Origin of the sequence: Mesorhizobium sp. WSM4311 (genome assembly GCF_002295115.1) — a bacterium.
GTDB lineage: Bacteria > Pseudomonadota > Alphaproteobacteria > Rhizobiales > Rhizobiaceae > Mesorhizobium.
This window is the reverse complement of sequence record NZ_NSFV01000002.1, coordinates 588,113-608,756: the sequence shown is the minus strand read 5'-3', so window position 1 is coordinate 608,756 and position 20,644 is coordinate 588,113. Positions and strand designations below refer to the sequence as shown.

The following is a 20,644-nucleotide window of genomic DNA, read 5'->3' as shown; positions in this document are numbered from 1 at the left end:
CCATGCGCGTCCATGTCGTCGGCAATGCCTGCGTCGATACGACGTTTCAGCTGGGCCGCTTTCCGCGGCCTGGCGAGACGTTGAACGCGTCCAGTCATGTTGACGGACTTGGCGGCAAAGGGGCGAACCAGGCAGTGGCCGCCGCCCGCACCGGAGCCGATGTCCGTTTCCATGCGGCGATCGGCGACGATGCCGCCGGCCTTTGGATACGGGAACAGCTGAGCCGCGACCTCGACGCCAGCCATCTGACAATGCTGGCGCTGCCGAGCGACCGGTCGACGATCATCGTCGATGAGCGGGGCGAAAACCTCATCGTCACCGGCGCCAGCTGCGCCGCCGCCTTCGATCCGCTGGCCGACAGCGGTTTCGCGACGTCGATCGAACGCGGCGACATCGTGGTGATGCAAGGCAATCTTCTTCCCGATATAACGACAGCCTGCCTGCAAGCGGCGCGCAGCGCGGGCGCCATGACAATCCTCAATCCGAGCCCGCTTGCGGTCGGTTCGACACCGTGTCTGGGTGCCGTCAGCCTCGCTATCGTCAACGCAGGCGAAGCAGAGCAACTGACCGGAACCGGCGATGCAGCCGCGGCGACCCGCGAATTGATCCGTCAAGGCGCCGACAGCGCGATCGTGACACTTGGCGCGGCCGGCTGCCTGGTTGCCGACCGTGAAGGACGGATCGACCGGTTCGCGGCGCCCAAGACGGACGTGGTGGACACCAGCGGCGCGGGCGATGTCTTTTGCGGCTGCCTCTCAGGCTGCCTTGCGGCCGGGATCGGCCTCGCCGCGGCAGCGCGGATCGCGGTACGAGCCGCGGCCATTTCGGTCGGTCGCCCCGGCACGCTCGGCTCCTGCCCCGACAGGCAAGAGATGAAGATACTCATGGAAACGACGGAAGCGGAAACCGCATGACAAGATCCCCCAACTCCATCGGCTCCAAGCAGGTCGCCGATGACGCGCTGCAATCGATCTTCGGTCGAAAGAAAGTGGTGATCGGCGTCGTGCATCTGGCGCCCCTGCCGGGCGCGCCGCGCTACGATGGCGAGGCGGTCGAGGCCATCTACCAGTGCGGCCTCGACGATGCCAAAGCCTATCTCGATGGCGGTTGCGACGGCGTGATCGTCGAGAACCATGGCGACGTGCCCTTTGCCAAGCCGGACGATATCGGCCCCGAGACCTCCGCTTACATGTCCGTCGTCTCCGACCGCATCCGCAGGGAACTCGGCCGGCCGATCGGCATCAATGTGCTCGCCAATGCCTCCATCCCCGCGCTGTCGATCGCCAGCGCCTCGGGTGCCTCCTTCGTGCGCGTCAATCAGTGGGCGAATGCCTATGTCGCCAATGAGGGCTTTATCGAAGGCGAGGCGGCGCGCGCCATGCGCTTCCGTGCCAGGCTTCGCGCCAACGGCATCCGCATCTTCGCCGATGCGCATGTCAAGCATGGCGCCCATGCGATCGTCGGCGACCGGCCGGTCGAGGAACAGGTCAAGGACCTGGTGTTCTTCGATGCCGATGCGGTGATCGCCACCGGCCAGCGCACCGGCCACGCCGCCGACCTCGGCTACATCAGGATGATCAAGGACGCGGCCGGGCTGCCGACGCTTGTCGGCAGCGGCGTGACGCCCGAAAATGCCAACGACATTCTCGACATTGTCGACGGCGTCATCGTCGCCAGCTCGCTGAAACATGATGGCGTCTGGTGGAACCAAGTCGATCCGCTGCGGGTGAAGGCCTTCATCAGCGGCCTCAAGCGATGAGTTTGACGCCTCGGATTGACGGCGACAGACTGCTCGGGCGGCTTGACGCTTTCGCCAGGATCGGGGCGACACCAGCCGGCGGTGTCAACCGGCAGGCGTTCAGCGTCGAGGATCGCAGGGCCCGGCGCCTCCTGGCGGAGCTGGCCCTGGAGCGCGGCTTCACGGTCTTTCAGGACGGTATCGCGAACCTCTTCATTCGCCGCGAGGGCACGGATGCCACGCTGCCACCGTTCCTGATCGGCAGCCATCTCGACAGCCAGCCGACAGGCGGGCGCTTCGACGGTGCGCTCGGCACGCTTTCCGCCTTCGAGGTGCTCGAGGCGCTGGAGGACGCACGGGCTGAAACCCGAATGCCGGTCGAGGTCGTCGCCTGGGCCAATGAAGAAGGCAGCCGCTTCGCGCCGGGCGTCATGGGCTCCATGGCCTTCACCGGTGCGGATACCGCCGCGTGGAAATCCATTGTCGGCGCCGACGGTGCACTCCTCGCAGCTGAGTTGGAGGCGACGATCACCGCCTTGCCGGAGGCTGCCCTTCGTCCAACCGGCATGCCGATATCAGGCTATGTCGAGCTGCATATCGAACAGGGCCCATCACTGGAAAAGGAGCAGTTGCCGATCGGTGTCGTGACCGCCGTCCAGGGTACGCGCTGGCTGGAAGTCTCCATCCAGGGCACTTCCGGTCATGCGGGCACGACAGACCTTGCCTACCGCAGGGATCCGATGGTCGCCGCGATTGCCGCGATACACAGGCTGCAAACGACAATCATGCCGCTCGACAGCAGCGCGCGGCTGACGGTGGGCCGGATCGCCGCCAGGCCGGGATCGATCAACGCCATACCGCAATCGGTGGCCTTCACCGTCGATATCAGGCATCCGCGGGCAGAGCAGCTCAATGTCATAGAAGCCGAGGTCCGCCAGGTCTGCGCGGCGGAAGCAGAGGCCCAGCATTGCACGGCAGTGATCAAGCGATCGTTCGATATGCCCGGGGCGGCCTTCTCGCCGGATATGGTCAACACCGTCGAGGAGGCCGCCAGGTCCCTGCAGCTTCAGTACAAGCAGATGATATCGGGCGCTTTCCATGATGCGCTGTTCCTCGCCCGCGTCGCGCCCGCCGCAATGATATTCGTGCCGTGCCGTGACGGGCTTAGCCACAACGAGGCGGAGTATGTGGAACCTGGCGACGCAGTGATCGGCGCGCACGTCCTGCTGCGGACGGCCATCATGGCCGCCTCGCCGCGATGACCATTCATAGCACCCGTCTCTGACAGGCTGATCGCAGTCAGTCGACCAAACGCGGTTTCGAGGTGGCGACCGTCGCCAATCATGGCTGCCCTGCCCTCTCGTCGACAAACCTCGCAGCTGTGTCCTCGCAGCCCTTGTGGCACCCACAAAATGGATGAATAGTCGGGACAGGGCGCTGCCCTGAAATTGCCGGCTTGCGGTTTTCAGGTCACGCCACAGCCGAGCCGGGTTTTTGAATGGTCAGCCCTGAACCGCGCAAGAGAAGAGGTCCGATCGCGTCGCGCCTTCTGGCGCTGGACGCCTGGATCGATTCCTCGCTCTACGAGATCGGGTTCAAGGCGCGGCAGTTCTGGGAAGCGGCGACGATCTTCTCGCGGCGCTTCCGTCTCAAGGGCTGGCGGCGCGGCATCATCGAGATCTTGAGTGAGGGTTTCACGCTCGGCGCCGGCGGCGTGGTGGTGATGCTGGCGCTGGCCATTCCGGCGTTCCAGGACACGGCCGGCGACTGGCGCGCCCAAGGCGACTTCGCCGTCACCTTCCTCGACCGCTATGGCAATGAGATCGGCCAGCGCGGCATCATCCAGCGCGATTCCGTGCCGGTCGACGAGATGCCGGACCATGTCATCAAGGCGGTGCTGGCCACCGAGGACCGGCGCTTCTTCGACCACTACGGCATCGACGTACTCGGCCTGTCACGCGCGATCTTCGAGAATGTGCGGGCGAATTCGGTCGTCCAGGGTGGCTCAAGTATCACCCAGCAGCTGGCCAAGAACCTGTTCCTGACCAATGAGCGCACCTTCGAGCGCAAGATCAAGGAAGCCTTCCTGTCGCTGTGGCTCGAAGCCAATCTGTCGAAAAAGGAAATCCTGCAGCTCTATCTCGACCGCGCCTATATGGGCGGCGGCACGTTCGGCATCGAGGCGGCGGCGGACTTCTATTTCGGCAAGAGCGTCAAGGATCTTAATCTCGCCGAGGCGGCGATGCTGGCCGGCCTGTTCAAGGCGCCGACCAAATACGCGCCACACATCAACCTGCCGGCGGCGCGCGCACGCGCCAATGTGGTGCTGTCGAACCTCGTCGATTCCGGCTTCATGACCGAGGGCCAGGTGCTGCAGGCAAGGCTGCATCCGGCCGACGTCGTCGACCGCGGCGAACAGAAAAGCCCCGACTATTTCCTCGACTGGGCCTTCGACGAGGTCAAGAAGATCGCCAAGCCCGGCCAGCATTCGCTGGTTGCCCACACCACCTTCGACGCCAACATCCAGAAGGCCGCGGAAGAGTCCGTCGAGTTCCACCTGCGCCAGTTCGGCAAGGAGTACAACGTCACCGAAGGTGCCGTGGTGGTCATCGAGACCAATGGCGCGGTCCGCGCCATCGTCGGCGGCCGCGACTACGGCGCCAGCCAGTTCAACCGCGCCACCAAGGCGCTGCGTCAGACCGGCTCGTCCTTCAAACCCTATGTCTACGCCACGGCGATGGAACACGGCTTTACGCCCAATTCTATCATTTCAGGCGGGCCAATCAGCTGGGGCAACTGGTCACCGCACAATTACAGCGGCGAATCGGCCGGCAACATCACGCTGATCATGGCGATGGCCAAGTCGATCAACACCGTACCGGTGCGGCTGGCCAAGGACCATCTCGGCATCGCGCCGATCAAGGCGATGGCCGAGGCGATGGGCGTGGAATCGCCGCTCGAGGCGCACAAGACGATGGTGCTCGGCACTTCGGGCATGACCGTGATGGACCAGGCGACGGGCTACAGCGTGTTCGCCCAGAACGGCTTCGTCGGTTCCAGGCATGGCATCACCCAGCTTGTCACCCGCACCGGCGACGTGGTGTATGATTGGACCAAGGATGCGCCGCCCCCGCACCGGGTGCTGTCCGAGCAGGCGCTGAAATCCATGAACACCATGCTGGCGGCCGTGCCGGTGATGGGCACGGCGCGGCGCGCGCAAATTCCCAACATCGTCGTCGCCGGCAAGACCGGCACGACGCAATCCTATCGTGATGCCTGGTTCGTCGGCTTCACCGGCAACTACACGGCGGCCGTGTGGCTGGGCAACGACGATTTCACCCCGACCAAGAACATGACGGGCGGCTCGCTGCCGGCGATGGTGTGGCAGCGCCTGATGGTCTACGCGCACCAGAACATCGACCTGAAGCCGATCCCCGGCATCGACAAGCCGTTCATCGACGAGGAGATCGCGGCCAAGGCGGCCGAAGCGCAGAAGAAGGGCGAGGAACAGGCCGCGGCCGACGCGGCCGCCGAACGCCCGGCGGTGCTGTCCAGCCGGACCACGCAGACGCTGAGGGACATGACGCAGTTGTTCCAATCCGCGCCCAAACTCGACGCCGCCTCGCCCGAAACGCTCTCGGCGCTGTGACTTCGGCCTCGGCGCAGAGCAAGCCAACAGGCAAATCCATCGCGCCCGCTTGCCACGAGGCCCCGCGCCGCGATATCCCCGAACGGCAATCCTTCGCGCACGCGGCCCTTCATGCTCAAGAACGCCTTCCTGATGCTGCTTTCGCTTGCCATAGCCATTGGCGGCGGCGGCGCCAGCGTCTGGTATGCGCTGAAGATCCAGGACGGTGTCGGCGCCATCCGCATCGGCCAATGGACGGCCTTCCCCGACATCGGCACGCCAGCAGCCGATCCCTATTCGAAGGCTCGCGTGGCGCGCGAGGGCGTGCTTGCGCTCGGCCGCGCCGAAGGCCTGTCCTTCGTCGCGGAAAATGACGCTGCCGGCGACCAGCTCAAGCGGGAATGCAGCTACAGGATAGAGGGTGGATTCCCGACCGCCCGCTTCTGGACGCTCTATGCCGCCGATCAATCGCTCGGCGTCGTCGAAACCGGCAAGCCGCGGCTTGCCGCGCTTCAATCCTACGAGGTACTGCGCCAGGCCGACAATTCGGTGACCATCTCGGTCGGCCATCACCCCATGCCCGGCAACTGGCTTCTGACCAATGGTTCCGGACGGATGTATTTCGTCCTGACCTTCTACGACACGCCGATCGCCAGCAGCACCGGCCTGTCGGACGTCTCGCTGCCCAGGATCGTGAAGGCCGGCTGCGATGCGTAATGTCCTGGCCGCGCTGCGCCGTCTTTTTCACGCCGTCCTGCTCGGTCTGGTCGGTGCCGGCATCGTCCACATCGTGGTGCTGCTTCTGGTGCCGGAATTTTCGGAACGCGATGCCTGGTCGCGACTGTCCATGGCATCCGACCTCTACCGGATGAACCGGCTCGATGCCGAGGCGGGCGGCGCGCCGGTGGTGAAATCGGTCGACCCGCTGTTCTACGCCGCGGCCTGCCGGTTCGATCTCGAGGAAGGCATGGTCCGGATCAAGGCGCCGGGGAACGTCCCCTTCTGGTCGGTGTCGGTCTATGACCGCAACGGCCACAACATCTATTCCTTCAACGATCATACGGCGAGCGACGGCAAGCTTGATGCCGTGGTGCTGACGCCGGCGCAGATGATCGATGTGCGCAAGGATTTGCCCGAGGACCTACAGGGAGCGATCTTCGTCGAAGCGCCGATCGACGAGGGCATCTTCGTCATCCGAAGCTTCGTTCCGGACGACAGCTGGAAGCCGATCGTGTCACGCTTTCTCGACCAGAGTTCCTGCGAGCTGCAGGATTTCTAGACCCTTTGTCTTTGGCGCAATTCCCCAGGGAAGCACTGCGCGCTTTTCCCGGGAAAACCGCTTCACACTTTTCCTGGAATTGCTCTGGCCAGAGGCGCAGAACTGACGGCCTGACGGACTAGGCCGCGGCTTCAGTGGTGCGGCACCGGCGTCCGTGGCGATCCCGGCTTGTCGGGGCCGGCGGGCCGAACTTCGCCGGTGCTGGACCGCTCATAACGGATGCCGGGAAAGATGATCACCGCCGCCGGTATTTCGGTGGTTTGCTTGGCTCGATTGGTCGGTGCCGCACGCGGCACGAAAGACAGTACCATGCCCATGATTCGCGCATTCCTCTCGGTTTCCCCGGAGCACAACGCAACGCCTCCAAATATCATTAAGGCCGGCAGAGGGTTAACGGAGCGCTAACGGATCACCGCTAACTTGAACTTTGTCTTGAGGTCAGGCGGTTCTGACCGGAGCAATCGCGAAACCGACACGGTCCCGGTTGAGCGTGGCCAAGGCTGTGTATCGAGTATCGGGTATCCTTCGTGTCATCTTCGGACTTCAGGCAAATCGCGATACGGACGGAATCGGGCAAGGCCGAGAGGCTGTTCCGCGCCGCGGTGTCGGCGTTCTGCTCGCTGACCCGCCCGTCACGGCGCGAGATCGGCCAGCTCGAAGACCTGACGCTGCCGCTGTTCGACGATGTGTCCGTCGAATCGCGACGGTACGTCGCCGCCGCCCTTTCCGAATGCGAATATGCGCCCGCAGCACTCGTGCGGCGCCTCTGCGAGGAACCGGTCGACATTGCCGCGCCGCTGCTGATCCGCTCACGCGCCGTCAGCGATATCGACCTCATCGCGCTGATCGGCAGGCACGGCCTGCCGCATGCGCGCGCCATAGCGCGCCGCAAGGGCCTGAACCCGACCATTGCCGACCTGATCAGGGCGCTCGAACGGCCGACACTGGTGCGGGTGCGAGAACCGGACGTGCAAGCCTCGACGCCGCCAACCGTCGCAGCCGCGGATGCGGAAGCTGCCGAGGACAATGCTTCAAGCCAACAGTCTCCCGGCATTGCCGCCGAGAATGCGCGGCGCAGGCTGCGCTCGATGATGCGCACCGGCGACGAAGCATCGGCGGCGAGGGTCGATGCGTTTCCCGGCTCGGATACCTATGTCAAACTGCGCGAGACGGCGCTGACGGGAAACGCCGCGTTTTTCCAGACCGCGCTTGCGGACGCACTCGACATTGATTTCTCGACCGCACGCTCGCTGACTGCCGGCCAGAACTATGCATCATTGCTCGCGGCGCTGCGCTCGCTCGACTTCAGCGAAGACAGGGCCTTCCTGATCACGGTTGCCATCTATCCCAGCCTGTTCCCGCATCCCCAGGCCATCCGTACCTATCTCGACCGCTATCGCCTGCTACATCGCGATGTGGCTCTGGACCGGGTACGGGGATGGAAGGCCGAGGCCCTCTCCAGAATGGTTCGTGATGCGTCGCCCGCAAACAGCGACAGCCGCCAGGCGTCGTACAGCGACGATGCCACCGCTCCCACCCTCAGGGCGTCTTCACGGAAATAAGCTCCTCGACGGGAACGGTGCCGGCCTCGATCTCCACCACCCAGATATCGGGATCGAATTTCTTTTCCCTTTCAAGCCGGGCATCGAGCACGGCCGGATCATCGCCGGCGGTGAGAAGGCTGAAGAAACGGTCGTCGGGCTTGGCCGAATCGTAGCTTGTCTGCGGCGCCGGCCCGTAGAGGGCGACGTCACCCAGCCTACCCCGCGTCAGCACGAAAACAGCACCGGCCTCGGTCGCGCCGCGGTTGACCACGGCGGCAAATCCGCCGGCGCCGAAAACGCGGCGCAGCAAGGCAGAAACCCACAGATCCGATGTGACGCGCATGAGAAAGCTCCGAAAGCGTGCGGGCTATCTAGCGATAATTCCGCCGCTCGGCGAGCCGTCGTTTCGGCCTCGTTGGTCGGACCTCAATTGGTCAGACCGATCTCGCGCATCTTGACGTAGACGATCTCGTCGGGCTCGCCGGTCTGCGGCAGGCCGAACAGCGACTGGAATTCCTTGATCGCCGCCTTGGTGCGCGCGCCGACGACACCATCCAGCCGCATGTCGTCATTGCCGAACGCCTTGAGCCCGGCCTGGATCTTGACGATGCGCGGGTCCGGTCCCTGGGCCTGGGCGGCATCCGTCTGCCCGGAATTCGCCTGCCCGGAATTCGTTTGTCCAGAATTTGTCTGCAGGGACACCGGAACGGCGGCCTGCGTATCGGGGCGCGGCTGCGGTTTGGGCACGGAGGCGGTCTTCGGCGTTGCACCAAGCTGATCGAGCAACAGGGCATCGATCTCGCCCGAAGCGTTGAGACCGACCTTCTGCTGGTAGGCCTGTATGGCCTTGCGCGTGTTGGGGCCGGAAATGCCGTCGACCGTGCCGGAATAGAAGTCGAGGTCCTTCAATATGCCCTGCACCTGCTCGACCACCGGATCGCCCTTCATCGGTGCGGGCACCGCATTGGGCCGCACGATGTTGATCGTCGTCTCCGGCTCGTCGGAGGCAGTGTGCGGAAACCCCTGGAAATTGCGGGTGGCGAAGAACGCCCCGGCATGCGGGAAAGGCTGATACCACAGCGCATTCGCCGAGACATAGAACAGCGTCACCAGGAATGCCGTCGATCCGCCCACCAGGACGGGGTTGCGCGAAATCATCCCGCCGACGGCTATGGCGCCGTCCTGGAAGGCGTTGCTGCGGCGTTTGACCGGTTTAGGCTGTTTTGCGGAGCGAGCCATTTCTGTCCCCTTTCGCCCTCGTCACCGGCATCGTCAGCACCCCTGCCTCGTTCGCCGGGCGACCCTTCGGCCCGTTGACCGGCAGGCTGATGGTCACCGTGGTGCCCTCGCCCGGCATGCTTTCGATCGACATGGTGCCTTCGTGCAGCGCCACCAGCCCCTTCACCAGTGAAAGGCCAAGCCCGGTCCCCTCGAAACGGCGCGTATAGTCGTTCTGGATCTGCGTGAAGGGCTTGCCGAGATTGGCGAAATCCTCCTCGGCAATGCCGATGCCGGTGTCCCTGACCCAGAAATGCAGGCGCGAACCGATCCGCTTGGCGCCAACGACGACATTGCCGCCGTCGGGCGTGAACTTGATCGCATTGGAGACGAGATTGATCAGCATCTGCTGCACGGCGCGGCGATCGGCATTGATGTCGCCGGCGTCGGGAGCGATCTGCGTCTGCAGGTCGATGTTCTTGGCCTGCGCCTGCAGCCGCATCATCGACTGGCACATGTCGACGGCTTCCATGAACCGGAATGGCTCCGGGTCCGCCGTGTAGGCACCCGATTCGATCCTCGAGACATCGAGTATGGATGTCACGACGGCCAGAAGATGCTGCCCTGAATCCCGCACCAGGGTGACATATTCCTTCTGGCGCGGATCCTTGAAGGCGCCGAACATCTCATGCAGCAGCATGTCCGAGAAGCCTATGATGGCGTTCAGCGGCGTGCGCAACTCATGGCTGACCACCGCCAGGAACCGGCCCTTGGCCACTTCCGCGGCGGCCGCCGCCTCATTGGCCTGCGCCAGTTCCTCACGCAGCCGGGCAGTCTCGTCATTCTCCCGCAGCACCAGCGTGAAGACGTCGCTCTGCTCCTCGCCACGCAGCAGTTCGAGCAGGAATGGCCGGTAATTGTCGGCCATCGAGCGCGTGTCATTCTGGCCATTGCCGTTCTGGGGCAGCCTGACGCGCAACTCGAGGCGGCGCGCAGCAGCACCATCGCGCATGTCGGCCAGGGCGCTGAGATAGGAGACACGGTCCGACAGATGGACACGGTCGAAGAAGCCGGTTCCGGAAAGCAGTTCCGGCGGCAGTTTCAAAAGCGTGCGTGCCTTGGCGGACGCATCGAGCACCTCGCCATGGCGGGCGACCCGCAGGATCACCGCGTCGATGATGTCTTCCAGCCGATCGCCGGTATCGAGTGTATCGGCCGCACCGGCGCCATCGCGAAACGGCGACAGGCGCGGGATCAGCGTCAGCGCCCAGGCCAGCGGCACCAGCCAGTGCCAGGCCGCGATCTGCGCGCCCGCGAAGGGCAAGAAGGCCGCAGCCAGAGGCTGAAGGGCAATGGCGGCAATGGCCGAGACCGCTCCCCACAGGGCCGCACGCCGCGAAGCGCCGATCCACCAAGCTTCGAAGGGCAGCGCCACGGCAAGCACGGCGACGGGAGAACTCAACCCGCCGGCGGCCGCGATCAGACCGCCAAGGGCAACAGCCGCCATCGCCAGGACGATCGGTGCCGCCACGGGCATCTTGCCGGTAGCCGCCACCAGCAAGGCGACGAACCAGCACAGACCGAAGGCGGCGAAGATGGCGGCCATGGTCACAGCGGCGCCCATGCCTGATGTGACCAGCGTGACAGCGGCACCGGCGGCGAAGAATGGCGCTGCCAGCATGACACCGATGAAACGGCGTTGGCGCTCGCGGCCGCTCTGCCCGAGAATGGAGGGATGGACCATACGTTCGCAACCGGCGGCAATCGCGCCAGGCAATTCAGCGTATCTGGCCTTGATCGGCATCAACTCAACGCACTCGCACTCGTCGTGAACAGCTCTGCTTATGCAGATTGTTTTGATTGGCTCCGAAACTCTCATCCAGCGTTTAAGGAATGGATAAGGCAGGGCCGACCAAAGCCCGGCCCGTGGCAAATATCGGGATCGCGGCGGCCGAAAACCCGGGCAAATGCCGCCATAGTAAATGGAGGGTTATCTGCGAACGCCTGCCGTCACCGGATCATGGACTAGAAGAGAACCGGCCGAATTCCAAAAGAATCCAATGGAAACAGCAGGATACATAGTTATCAAGAGGTAACCAAAATCGTCCCGATATGAAACAAATCCATGGCAAAACGCTTCGTTTCGAATTTGCCTAAAATTTGAGGAAAATTGTCGCTGTGCGCGCAAGCCGTCCTTTGCGCCTGTGTGCCAACATCCTGCCCATAAAAGAGGTCATGCCATATGATGCATGATCCGGTCACGACGAGAGGCAAGGCATGTTCTTCCTGATAAGAATGGCTTTCTGGTTTTCACTGGTGCTGCTGGCGCTGCCGCTGAGTGTCGGTTCCGACGAGCCGGGGCAGGAAAGCGTCGGGCCGATCCAGGCCCTGTTCGCGGCACGCGACGCGGTGGGCGACATTGCCGGCATCTGCGAGCGCAAGCCCGACGTCTGTGAGACGGGCAAGTCGGCGATGCACACCATCACCGCGCGTGCCAAGGAAACCGCCAAGATCGCGGCAGCCATGCTGGACGACAAGTCCACCGGCCCCGATACCTCGACAATGACGGGCAGCGTGGCGGAAGAAATCGTCCTGCCCGAGACCGTCAACCTGCCGGTCAAGAATTAAGCCGTCTTGGCGGCGCACCGCGGGCCGTCTGCCCTCTCGACGCCCGCGGTGTCCTTGTTTTTTCCGTGACGCGGGGCCGCCGCGTGACTATATCCGGGTTATGACGACCACGATCCAGACGATCCGCGACGACTTCTCCTTCCTTGACGAGTGGGAGGACCGCTATCGCTACGTCATCGAGCTCGGCGAGGCGCTGCCTCCCTTTCCCGATGAGGAGCGCAATGCCGCCAACAAGGTCCCGGGTTGCGTCAGCCAGGTCTGGTTGACCACCGAACAGGGACCGGGCAGCGATCCGGTCATCACCTTCACGGGGGATTCGGACGCTCATATCGTGCGCGGTCTGGTCGCCATCATGCTGGCGCTGTTTTCCGGACGGACCGCCAGCGAAATCCAGAAAACCGATGCGGAAGCGACGCTGAAGGCACTTGGCCTGGACGAGCACCTGTCGCCGCAGCGCGCCAATGGCCTTCGCTCGATGGTCAAGCGCATCAAGCGCGATGCCGAGATGGCACTCAAGCAGACCGCCTGACGCCCTCCGGCCAGCCTGTTCCGCAAAATCAAACGGCGCCCGAAGGCGCCGTCGATGTCGGTTCGACCTGAGGGAACAGCGACTACCGCGCCTTGCGCTTGCGGCCAAGGCCCATCTTCTTGGCGAGCTGCGAGCGGGCTGCCGCATAGTTCGGAGCAACCATCGGATAGCTCGGGTCGAGATTCCACTTTTCGCGATACTGCTCCGGCGTCAGATCATAGTGGGTCATCAGGTGACGCTTGAGCGACTTGAATTTCTTGCCGTCTTCAAGGCAGACAATGTAATCGTCATGAACCGAGCGCTTCGGGTTGACTGCCGGCTTCTGCTTGTCGGCAGGGGGCTGTTCGGCGATTCCGCCCACACGCCCGAGAGCGGCATGGACATCGGATATGAGGTTCGGCAATTCGCCGACCGGCACGGGGTTGTTGCTGACATAAGCGGCCACCACATCGGCGGTCAGCTCGATCAGCGCATCGTTGTTTCTGGAAGGTGTTTCGACAATATCCATGATCTTCAGGCCCCAACAAGAGTTACGTCGGTATGCGCCCTTTTTTACAGGCAGGGCATCGCACGAATTTTGAGCAGGTAGTGTTTCTACGATTCGTGTCGTGGGCACATCAATGCGACCATGGAGCAAGTAAGTCAATTCTCCCTTTGCATTATATTTAGGAAAGTTGATCAACTATTCGCCAGTCAGCTTCAATCTTTCGTGCATCATGTAATTTTTCGATATTTCGTTCGCCAAACCGGTTCCGCCTGACGTTACGTCAGCTGAGCGTTACATTCGCGATAACTCACAAAGCAATTTTCAATGCTCTGGTTTGCTTTGCCAGGGCGCCGTCAATCTTGGTTGTTCACATCTGTCCACAAAACCATAGGTTGCCTCTCATCTTTTTCGCGGACAACCAGGCGACATGTCCCGCCGGCCGCATCACGATCAATCGACGACCGTCGATCAATACGGGGCGATGTACTTGCCATAGGCCCAGCCGATGACGAAAGCGCCGTTCTTGGCCGGGTCGTGCCAGACCTCGCACCAGCGATAGCGAACCGTCTGGTGGCTTCCATGCCGGTTGATTGGCGATGTCGAGCAGGTTTACGCCGCCGGTGCATCGCCCGGTCATCTGCAGGATGACCCCGTTCGGGTATGCGGCCTGCTTCTGGGAGATGCCGGAGGGATATTTGCGCACGTTGAGCGTGTCGCCGAACGGCACATTGGCCACTTGCCAAGCCGCGAATACGGTCGCATGAGACTGGCCGGCAAAGACCAGAGTCAGCGAAGCAACGGCGAAAGTCGCAGCGATCCGAGATCGAATAGTCATCATCCTTCCTCCCGGCCCACCTCATGGAGCCGACACACCTCCACGTTACGGACCCTTGAACCCACGCTGATCGGCGTGTTCATTCATCATTCAAGATAGCTCCCAAGCGAGACGCAATGACCGAGACTTCCCGATTTCCGATCGTCAGCCCGCCGACACCGCAGAAGCGGCCGGTTTACGACACGCATCACGGCATCACGCGAACCGATGAATATGCCTGGCTGCGGGCCGACAACTGGCAGGAGATGTTTCGGGACCCTTCCCTGCTCGATGCCGGCATCCGCGCCGAACTCGAAGCCGAGAATGCCTACCAGTCAAAGTTGATGGCCGATACTTCAGACCTGCAGAAGCAGCTTTTCAAGGAGATGAAGGGCCGCATCAAGGAAGACGATTCTTCCGTTCCGATGAAGGACGGGGCCTATGCCTATGGGTCTTCCTTCAAGCTCGGCGGCGAGCAGCCGCGCTATTTCCGCATGCCGCGCGCGGGCGGAACCGAGCAGATCCTGCTCGACGGCGACCTCGAGGCGCAAGGCAAGCCCTATTTCCGGCTCGGCGGTGTCGACCATTCGGCCGATCACCGCAGGCTGTTGTGGGCCTTCGACGACAAGGGTTCCGAGTTCTACACGCTGCGCGTGCGCGACCTTGCCGATGGCAAGGACCTGGCGGACCGGATTCCCGCGACAGGCGGCTCGGGCGTGTGGGACGCTGGCAATGACGGGTTCTTCTATACGCGCCTCGACCCCAACCACCGGCCCTCGAAGGTGCTGTTCCACGCGCTTGGACAAGACCCTGAAGCCGACCGCCTGATCTATGAGGAAACCGATCCGGGCTTCTTCATGAATGTTGACGGCACCCGCGACAACCAATGGATCATGATCGGTATCAACGATCACGAGACCTCGGAATATCGCCTGTTGAGCGCCAGCGATCCGTTTGCCGAACCCAGACTGGTTGCGGCGCGTGAGACCGGCCTTCAATATGAGATGGAGGAAGGCGGCGACATCTTCTTCATCCTGACCAATGCGGACGGCGCCAAGGACTTCAAGATCATGACGGCGCCAGCAAGCGATCCGGTCCGCGCCAACTGGCGGGAGCTGGTGCCGCATGAACCGGGCCGGCTGATCCTGTCGGTGATCGGCTTCAAGGACCATATGGTCCGGCTCGAGCGCAAAGAGGGACTGCCGCGCATTGTCGTGCGCGACCGCACCAGTGGCGAAGAGCATCTTCTGTCTCTCGATGAGGAGGCTTTCTCGCTCGGCCTGTCGGGCTCCTATGAATACGACACCGAGATCATGCGCTTTTCCTATTCGTCGATGACGACGCCGGCGCAGGTGTTCGACTACAATATGCGCACCCGCGAACGGGCCTTGCTCAAGACCCAGGAAGTCCCATCCGGCCATGATGCGGACCATTATGTCACCAGGCGGCTGATGGCGCCCGCCGCCGATGGCGAGTTGGTGCCGATCTCGCTTCTGCATCATCGCGACACGCCGCTCGATGGATCGGCACCTTGCCTGCTTTACGGCTACGGCTCCTACGGCATCACCGTGCCGGCCGCCTTCAACACCAACTGCCTGTCGCTGGTCGACCGCGGCTTCGTCTACGCCATCGCTCATGTCCGCGGCGGCAAGGACAAGGGTTACGGCTGGTATGATGACGGCAAGCGGGCGCACAAGATGAACACGTTTACGGATTTCATCGCCTGTGCGCGCCATCTCGTTGCCGAGCGCTATACCGCGCATGACCGCATGGTCGCGCAAGGCGGCTCGGCCGGCGGCATGCTGATGGGTGCCATCGCCAATATGGCGCCGGACTGTTTTGGCGGCATCGTCGCCGAAGTTCCCTTCGTCGACGTGCTCACCACCATGCTCGACGCGACCTTGCCGCTGACGCCGCCGGAATGGCCGGAATGGGGCAATCCGATCGCGTCGGCCGATGACTACCGCACCATCGCCGCCTACTCGCCCTACGACAATGTCGCGGCGCTCGACTATCCGCCGATCCTGGCGCTCGCCGGCCTCACCGATCCGCGCGTCACCTATTGGGAACCGGCCAAATGGGTGGCGCGGCTGCGCGACCGCAAGAGCGGCGAAAATCCGGTGCTGTTCAAGATCAACATGGATTCCGGCCATGCCGGCGCGTCCGGCCGGTTCTCACGCCTGGAAGAAATCGCCTATACCTATTCCTTCGCGCTGAAGGTGACGGGAAAGGCGCGGCTTGCCGAGGAGACGCTCAAATGATCGATCTGTCCACGTTGATTGCCTATATCGCCGTCGTGCTCGGCTTTGTCTTTATCCCGGGTCCGGCCACGCTGTTGACGATCGCCCGGGCGACGAGTTTGGGAACGAAGGTCGGGATCGCGACCGGCGCCGGGATCGCCGCTGGCGACATATTTCACACTGTCATGGCGATGGTCGGCATTTCGGCGATCATCGCCACGTCGGCGACGCTTTTCAGCATCGTAAAATACATCGGCGCGGCCTACCTCGTTTACCTCGGCATTCGCGCCATCATCGAGAAAACGCCGACCGACCCCTCCGCCGGCGCGCTCGCGATCTCGGCCGGCAAGGCGTTTCGGCAGGCTGTCCTGACCGAAGTGCTCAACCCCAAGACCGCGCTGTTTTTCCTGGCATTCCTGCCTCAGTTCGTGCGGCCCGAAAACGGAACGGTGATGCTTCAAATGGCCGTATTGGGAATTATCTTTGTTGTGCTGGGTCTTTTCAGCACGGTCGCCTTTGCCGTGAGCGCCGGGCGCCTCGGCAGTTTCCTGCGAAGAAATCCGACCGTGCTGAAATGGCAGGGCAAGGTTGTCGGCGGCATCTACTGTGCCTTGGGCGTCCGCCTGGCCTTGCAGCAACGCTGAGGCTCCGGATAGCACGTTCACTTTTGGATTTGGCAATCATGACTTTTTGAATTCCGCATTGCTCATTTCCACTCGCAATTGCGATGGTCGCGCGTTAACCCAAGGTACGACTTTCCCGGGCGACGAAGCCCGCACTCGCACAAGGGTCCATTATGCTGCTCGTCGACGTCTATCTCGACAAATCGCCGATCCAGGGCATCGGCGTCTTTGCCAAGCACCCCATCCCCAAGGGCACGCTGATCTGGAAGCTCGACCCCCGCTTCGACCGGATCATCGACGTCGAAACCTATGAGGGCGAGAGCGGGCCGGTGAAGAACTATCTCGACCGCTATTCCTACCCGGACCGGCGCGATCCGGCCTATATCGTCTTCGAAGCCGACGACGCCCGCTACATGAACCATGACGACGAGCCGAATTGCGATGTCTCCTCACCCGAGGAGACCTATGCCTTGCGCGACATCGCACCCGGCGAGGAACTGACCTGCAACTACAACCACTTCTTCGAGACGGGATTCGATTTCCTCGGCGATCGGCACCTCTAATCGACAATCAACTCGCCGGCTTGCGCGCGGGATAACCGTTTGGATGCGGCGGCACAGCCTTGAGGTAGGCGGCGATCGCGGCCCGGTCCCCTGCTGTCAGCTCGGCCATGTTGCGCTGGACGTCGACCATCGCGCCGCCGACGGAATCGAAATTGGGCGTGAAGCCGGTTTCGAGGTAGTTGGCGATGTCGGCTTCCGACCAATTGGCGAGGCCGCCCTTGCCCGATGTGATGTTGGGCACGATGCCTGAGCCCTCGGCCGCCACGGCACCCGCCAGCCAGTCGCCTTTCTTCGTCCCGCCTGCGAAGTCACGCGGCGTGTGGCATTCGCCGCAATGACCCGGCCCCTCGACCAGATAGCGGCCGGCTACCACCGGATCAGGTGCGCTACTGGCCAACGCAACAACAGGCTGGTTGTTGAGATAGAGCCGTTTCCACAGGCCGATGCCGCGACGGATGTTGAAGGGGAAACTGAGCGAATTGTCCGGCGCCTTGCCGGCGACGGCGGGCAGCGTCTTCAGGAAGGCATAGAGATCGGCAATGTCCGACGGTTTCATGCGGGCATAGGACGCGTAGGGAAAGGCCGGATAGAAATGCTCGCCGGACGGCGAAACGCCCTTGAGCATGGCGTTGGCGAGATCGTCGACCGACCACGCACCGATGCCATCTTTGGGGTCTTGCGAAATGTTGGGCGGGACAAAGGTGCCGAACGGCGTCTTGAGTTGGAGGCCGCCGACCAGCTGAAGCCGGGCATCGCCCTGCGAGCCCGGCTTCGCATGGCAGGAGGTGCAGCCGCCGGCATAGAAAATGCGCTTGCCCTTGATCGCGTCGCCCGGCCCGAGTTGCGCCAGGGCCGCGGCATCGAGCTTGACCGACGCCGACAGCAGCCAACCGCCGACCGCGCCGACGCCGCCCAGAATGATGGCCGTGCCGACGAGCTTCTTCAGCCATGCCATATCAGGCAATCAGCCCTTCTTGACCCTGTAGCCCTGATGGCAGGTGCCGCAATCCGAACCGATGGCGCCGACTTGCGCCTTCAGCGCGTCGACATCGGCGGGAGCCGCCGCGACCGCAGCCTTGACGTTGGACAGATACTTGTCCTCGGCGGCCTTGAAGCCGGCCGTGTCTTCCCAGATTTTCGGCCCCGCCGTGGTGTCGCCGGCATCGCTGCCTTTCGGGAACAACGCATCGACGTCGAACTTCTCGGCATTCGCCTGCAACGCCTGCAGCTGCGTCAGCACGGCGCCGGCATCAAAGGAGTCCTCGCCCTTGGCGACCTTCGCCAAGCCGCCGACGATCTTTCCGCGTTCCTTCATCAGAGCCTGCCGGTCGATGATCGGATCGGCAAAGGCCGCCGAACCGGCGAAGGCGAGCATTGAGATGGCGATGACAAGCTTTCTCATTCATTTGGCTCCGTGATGAAGGTATTTGGGACACGACGTTAACGGATGCGGCGGAGGGAATATTCCCTCTGCTTGGATGGTTTTTCCGGGCCTTCGCAGCCACTGATATCGGCACAGAAAAAGAAAAGCCCCGGGATTGCCGGGGCCTTTCTGATTGTCGACTACTTCGCCTTTTCGTAGAGCTCCAGCACATGATCCCAGTTGATCAGGCTGTCGACGAATGCCTCGAGATATTTCGGGCGGGCGTTGCGGTAGTCGATGTAATAGGAGTGTTCCCAGACGTCGACGCCGAGGATCGGCGACGCGCCATGAACGAGCGGGTTTTCGCCGTTCGGGGTCTTCGAGATCGCCAGCTTGCCGTCCTTGACCGAAACCCAGGCCCAGCCCGAACCGAACTGCGTCGTGCCGGCTGCGATGAAATCAGCCTTGAACTTGTCGTAGCCGCCGAGATCGCTGTCGAAAGCCTTCTGCAGCGCGCCCGGCAGCTTGTTGCCGCCGCCGCCCTTCTTCATCCACTTCCAGAAATGGATGTGATTGTAGTGCTGCGCGGCATTGTTGAAGAGACCGGCATTCTTGCCGAACGACTGCTTGACCACCTCTTCGACCGACAGATCGCCCATTCCGGCCTCGGCAGCCAGCTTGTTGCCATTGTCGACATAGGCTTTGTGATGCTTGTCGTGGTGATATTCCAGCGTCTCTTTCGACATGTAAGGCTGCAAGGCCTCATAGTCGTAGGGCAGAGCGGGCAATTCAAAAGCCATGGGTAGTACTCCCTCGTGGAAAAAATCCGGTGTGGATACCGGATTAAGATAGGACTGGATTGAGCTGGAACAACTCCGGAAGTGAAGCGCCGGTTCCCTTTCTAGGCGGGTTCCGGAAAACTGTCACACGGTTTTCCTGCGGCGAAGCGCGCAGCCACAAAAAGGCCGAACCAGCGCGTCAGCCGGCCGACGGCGAATGCGCCCAATCCCAATAAAGCTCGCGCGCCTTCTTGGCCACCGGGCCGGGTTGCAGATTGCGATCCTCGATGCGGGTGATCGGCACCACCTTGGAGTGGTTGCCGGTCGAAAAGATTTCGTCCGCTTCAAGGAAATCGCGCACCGACAGCGTCTTTTCCGTCGTCTTGAATCCGTACTCGCCCAGCAGCGTCATCGTGCGCGAGCGTGTGATGCCGGACAGGAAGGTGCCATTCGGCGCCGGCGTCAGCACGTGTCCATCCTTGACCAGGAAGATGTTGGAGCTTCCGGTCTCGGCGACGTTGCCCAGCATGTCCAACACCAAAGCATTGTCGAAGCCGCGCATCTTGGCTTCGAGGATGGCGCGGCCATTGTTGGGATAGAGGCACCCGGCCTTGGCGTTGGTCGGCATGGTTTCGATCGTCGGGCGCCGGAACGGCGACACCGTCACCGAAAACCCGGTCGGCGAGATCATCGGCGATTCATAGAGGCAGAGGCAAAAACGGGTCGAAGCGGGATCGGCCGGCACGCCCATGTAGCCGCCATGCTCGGCCCAATACATCGGCCTGATATAGACCGCCGTCTTGCCGTCGAACTTCTTCAATCCGTCCCAGGTCAGCCCGACGATCTGTTCGGGCGACATGTTCGGCTTGAGGCCGAGCGCGATCGCCGAGGCGTTCACCCGCCTGGCATGGAGGTCGAGGTCGGGCGCCACGCCCTCGAACCAGCGTGCCCCGTCGAACACGCTGGTGCCGAGCCACATGGCGTGGCTGCGCGGGCCCAGAATGGCGACATTGCCCTCGTACCAGTCGCCGTCGACGAAAGTCCATGTCGCGGATTGCGCCGCTGCCGCCAGTGTCATCGCGTTATCCCGTTCCGATCAATCTTGTGTGACAACATTGGATGATGCTTTGGCCGTCGCCGTCAACGGGCATTGGGGAGTTTTGTTGATGCCAGCGGCGCAGCGGTGCAATCAAGGCTTGCACCTTGCCTCG

The 20,644-nt window shown here is 62.7% G+C and carries 21 protein-coding genes and 1 pseudogene; 12 read left to right on the top strand and 10 right to left on the bottom strand.

Annotated features, from left to right (window positions below; all coding sequences use genetic code 11):
* Positions 1-2: 2 nt before the first annotated feature.
* The 6 genes from CK226_RS06655 to CK226_RS06630 all read left to right on the top strand — a co-directional run bounded on the left by CK226_RS06655 (position 3) and on the right by CK226_RS06630 (position 6,645).
* Positions 3-914 (top strand): ribokinase, encoded by a 912-nt coding sequence (locus CK226_RS06655; protein WP_095791381.1) that lies wholly within the window; start codon positions 3-5, stop codon positions 912-914.
* Positions 911-1,759, top strand: a complete 849-nt coding sequence (locus CK226_RS06650; RefSeq protein ID WP_095791380.1) for a BtpA/SgcQ family protein — start codon at positions 911-913, stop codon at positions 1,757-1,759. Before CK226_RS06655 ends, CK226_RS06650 begins: the two co-directional genes overlap by 4 nt.
* A complete protein-coding gene (locus CK226_RS06645; RefSeq protein ID WP_095791379.1) occupies positions 1,756-3,000 on the top strand; it encodes a Zn-dependent hydrolase in 1,245 nt (414 codons plus the stop codon). Before CK226_RS06650 ends, CK226_RS06645 begins: the two co-directional genes overlap by 4 nt.
* 236 nt (positions 3,001-3,236) lie before the next feature.
* On the top strand, positions 3,237-5,387 hold the full coding sequence (locus tag CK226_RS06640; protein WP_095770779.1) for a penicillin-binding protein 1A: 2,151 nt from the start codon (positions 3,237-3,239) through the stop codon (positions 5,385-5,387).
* A gap of 111 nt (positions 5,388-5,498) precedes the next feature.
* Entirely contained in the window at positions 5,499-6,083 is a 585-nt protein-coding gene (locus CK226_RS06635; RefSeq protein ID WP_095770780.1) for a DUF1214 domain-containing protein, read from the top strand.
* A complete protein-coding gene (locus CK226_RS06630; RefSeq protein WP_095786531.1) occupies positions 6,076-6,645 on the top strand; it encodes a DUF1254 domain-containing protein in 570 nt (189 codons plus the stop codon). Before CK226_RS06635 ends, CK226_RS06630 begins: the two co-directional genes overlap by 8 nt.
* Positions 6,646-6,776: 131 nt before the next feature.
* Here the strand turns inward: CK226_RS06630 and CK226_RS06625 are convergent, their stop codons facing one another.
* The gene (locus CK226_RS06625; RefSeq protein ID WP_095770782.1) at positions 6,777-6,962 is read right to left on the bottom strand and encodes a hypothetical protein; all 186 of its coding nucleotides are present in this window, start codon (positions 6,960-6,962) and stop codon (positions 6,777-6,779) included.
* Positions 6,963-7,172: 210 nt separating this feature from the next.
* Here CK226_RS06625 and CK226_RS06620 point away from each other — a divergent pair, with 210 nt between their 5' ends.
* Positions 7,173-8,207: a hypothetical protein gene (locus CK226_RS06620; RefSeq protein WP_095770783.1), complete on the top strand. Its 1,035-nt coding sequence runs from the start codon at positions 7,173-7,175 to the stop codon at positions 8,205-8,207.
* Here CK226_RS06620 and CK226_RS06615 read toward each other — a convergent pair.
* From CK226_RS06615 to CK226_RS06605, 3 genes are all read right to left on the bottom strand, one after another.
* Positions 8,185-8,532 (bottom strand): DUF1491 family protein, encoded by a 348-nt coding sequence (locus CK226_RS06615; RefSeq protein ID WP_095770784.1) that lies wholly within the window; start codon positions 8,530-8,532, stop codon positions 8,185-8,187. The genes CK226_RS06620 and CK226_RS06615 overlap by 23 nt on opposite strands.
* 83 nt (positions 8,533-8,615) lie before the next feature.
* On the bottom strand, positions 8,616-9,428 hold the full coding sequence (locus CK226_RS06610) for a peptidoglycan-binding protein (protein WP_095791378.1): 813 nt from the start codon (positions 9,426-9,428) through the stop codon (positions 8,616-8,618).
* A complete protein-coding gene (locus tag CK226_RS06605; RefSeq protein ID WP_095791377.1) occupies positions 9,403-11,151 on the bottom strand; it encodes a HAMP domain-containing sensor histidine kinase in 1,749 nt (582 codons plus the stop codon). The genes CK226_RS06610 and CK226_RS06605 overlap by 26 nt, the downstream gene beginning before the upstream one ends.
* A 533-nt stretch (positions 11,152-11,684) precedes the next feature.
* Between CK226_RS06605 and CK226_RS06600 the strand changes: the two genes are divergently transcribed.
* Positions 11,685-12,035, top strand: coding sequence for a DUF5330 domain-containing protein (locus CK226_RS06600; protein WP_095791376.1), 351 nt, complete (start codon positions 11,685-11,687; stop codon positions 12,033-12,035).
* Between the two features lie 100 nt (positions 12,036-12,135).
* On the top strand, positions 12,136-12,564 hold the full coding sequence (locus CK226_RS06595) for a SufE family protein (protein ID WP_095770788.1): 429 nt from the start codon (positions 12,136-12,138) through the stop codon (positions 12,562-12,564).
* Positions 12,565-12,646: 82 nt separating this feature from the next.
* Here the strand turns inward: CK226_RS06595 and CK226_RS06590 are convergent, their stop codons facing one another.
* Positions 12,647-13,072, bottom strand: coding sequence for a MucR family transcriptional regulator (locus tag CK226_RS06590; protein WP_095791375.1), 426 nt, complete (start codon positions 13,070-13,072; stop codon positions 12,647-12,649).
* Between the two features lie 447 nt (positions 13,073-13,519).
* Positions 13,520-13,886: pseudogene (locus CK226_RS06585) on the bottom strand (SH3 domain-containing protein).
* Positions 13,887-14,002: 116 nt separating this feature from the next.
* On the opposite strand from CK226_RS06585, the gene CK226_RS06580 reads away from it, so the two are divergent.
* The 3 genes from CK226_RS06580 (at position 14,003) to CK226_RS06570 (ending at position 17,291) form a co-directional block, all read left to right on the top strand.
* Positions 14,003-16,126: a S9 family peptidase gene (locus CK226_RS06580; protein WP_095786535.1), complete on the top strand. Its 2,124-nt coding sequence runs from the start codon at positions 14,003-14,005 to the stop codon at positions 16,124-16,126.
* Complete coding sequence (locus tag CK226_RS06575) at positions 16,123-16,749, top strand: LysE family translocator (protein ID WP_095791374.1); 627 nt, start codon at positions 16,123-16,125, stop codon at positions 16,747-16,749. The genes CK226_RS06580 and CK226_RS06575 overlap by 4 nt, the downstream gene beginning before the upstream one ends.
* Positions 16,750-16,901: 152 nt before the next feature.
* Positions 16,902-17,291: an SET domain-containing protein-lysine N-methyltransferase gene (locus tag CK226_RS06570; protein WP_095791373.1), complete on the top strand. Its 390-nt coding sequence runs from the start codon at positions 16,902-16,904 to the stop codon at positions 17,289-17,291.
* Positions 17,292-17,298: 7 nt separating this feature from the next.
* Here the strand turns inward: CK226_RS06570 and CK226_RS06565 are convergent, their stop codons facing one another.
* The 4 genes from CK226_RS06565 to CK226_RS06550 form a co-directional block, all read right to left on the bottom strand.
* Positions 17,299-18,246 (bottom strand): cytochrome c, encoded by a 948-nt coding sequence (locus CK226_RS06565; RefSeq protein WP_095791372.1) that lies wholly within the window; start codon positions 18,244-18,246, stop codon positions 17,299-17,301.
* A 9-nt stretch (positions 18,247-18,255) separates the two neighbouring features.
* Positions 18,256-18,693, bottom strand: coding sequence for a cytochrome c (locus CK226_RS06560; protein ID WP_095770792.1), 438 nt, complete (start codon positions 18,691-18,693; stop codon positions 18,256-18,258).
* Between the two features lie 161 nt (positions 18,694-18,854).
* A complete protein-coding gene (locus tag CK226_RS06555) occupies positions 18,855-19,454 on the bottom strand; it encodes a superoxide dismutase (RefSeq protein WP_095786539.1) in 600 nt (199 codons plus the stop codon).
* A gap of 178 nt (positions 19,455-19,632) precedes the next feature.
* Positions 19,633-20,511: a branched-chain amino acid aminotransferase gene (locus CK226_RS06550; RefSeq protein ID WP_095770794.1), complete on the bottom strand. Its 879-nt coding sequence runs from the start codon at positions 20,509-20,511 to the stop codon at positions 19,633-19,635.
* Positions 20,512-20,644: the final 133 nt, after the last annotated feature.

What these genes read in the sequence shown, in the direction of transcription:
- CK226_RS06560 (WP_095770792.1), bottom strand. Translation starts at nt 18,693, where the DNA reads ATGAGAAAGCTTGTCATCGCCATCTCAATGCTCGCCTTCGCCGGTTCG.
- CK226_RS06640 (WP_095770779.1), top strand. Translation starts at nt 3,237, where the DNA reads ATGGTCAGCCCTGAACCGCGCAAGAGAAGAGGTCCGATCGCGTCGCGC.
- CK226_RS06550 (WP_095770794.1), bottom strand. Translation starts at nt 20,511, where the DNA reads ATGACACTGGCGGCAGCGGCGCAATCCGCGACATGGACTTTCGTCGAC.
- CK226_RS06565 (WP_095791372.1), bottom strand. Translation starts at nt 18,246, where the DNA reads ATGGCATGGCTGAAGAAGCTCGTCGGCACGGCCATCATTCTGGGCGGC.
- CK226_RS06630 (WP_095786531.1), top strand. Translation starts at nt 6,076, where the DNA reads ATGCGTAATGTCCTGGCCGCGCTGCGCCGTCTTTTTCACGCCGTCCTG.
- CK226_RS06615 (WP_095770784.1), bottom strand. Translation starts at nt 8,532, where the DNA reads ATGCGCGTCACATCGGATCTGTGGGTTTCTGCCTTGCTGCGCCGCGTT.
- CK226_RS06580 (WP_095786535.1), top strand. Translation starts at nt 14,003, where the DNA reads ATGACCGAGACTTCCCGATTTCCGATCGTCAGCCCGCCGACACCGCAG.
- CK226_RS06590 (WP_095791375.1), bottom strand. Translation starts at nt 13,072, where the DNA reads ATGGATATTGTCGAAACACCTTCCAGAAACAACGATGCGCTGATCGAG.
- CK226_RS06555 (WP_095786539.1), bottom strand. Translation starts at nt 19,454, where the DNA reads ATGGCTTTTGAATTGCCCGCTCTGCCCTACGACTATGAGGCCTTGCAG.
- CK226_RS06610 (WP_095791378.1), bottom strand. Translation starts at nt 9,428, where the DNA reads ATGGCTCGCTCCGCAAAACAGCCTAAACCGGTCAAACGCCGCAGCAAC.
- CK226_RS06650 (WP_095791380.1), top strand. Translation starts at nt 911, where the DNA reads ATGACAAGATCCCCCAACTCCATCGGCTCCAAGCAGGTCGCCGATGAC.
- CK226_RS06605 (WP_095791377.1), bottom strand. Translation starts at nt 11,151, where the DNA reads ATGGTCCATCCCTCCATTCTCGGGCAGAGCGGCCGCGAGCGCCAACGC.
- CK226_RS06600 (WP_095791376.1), top strand. Translation starts at nt 11,685, where the DNA reads ATGTTCTTCCTGATAAGAATGGCTTTCTGGTTTTCACTGGTGCTGCTG.
- CK226_RS06625 (WP_095770782.1), bottom strand. Translation starts at nt 6,962, where the DNA reads ATGGGCATGGTACTGTCTTTCGTGCCGCGTGCGGCACCGACCAATCGA.
- CK226_RS06595 (WP_095770788.1), top strand. Translation starts at nt 12,136, where the DNA reads ATGACGACCACGATCCAGACGATCCGCGACGACTTCTCCTTCCTTGAC.
- CK226_RS06570 (WP_095791373.1), top strand. Translation starts at nt 16,902, where the DNA reads ATGCTGCTCGTCGACGTCTATCTCGACAAATCGCCGATCCAGGGCATC.
- CK226_RS06575 (WP_095791374.1), top strand. Translation starts at nt 16,123, where the DNA reads ATGATCGATCTGTCCACGTTGATTGCCTATATCGCCGTCGTGCTCGGC.
- CK226_RS06635 (WP_095770780.1), top strand. Translation starts at nt 5,499, where the DNA reads ATGCTCAAGAACGCCTTCCTGATGCTGCTTTCGCTTGCCATAGCCATT.
- CK226_RS06645 (WP_095791379.1), top strand. Translation starts at nt 1,756, where the DNA reads ATGAGTTTGACGCCTCGGATTGACGGCGACAGACTGCTCGGGCGGCTT.
- CK226_RS06655 (WP_095791381.1), top strand. Translation starts at nt 3, where the DNA reads ATGCGCGTCCATGTCGTCGGCAATGCCTGCGTCGATACGACGTTTCAG.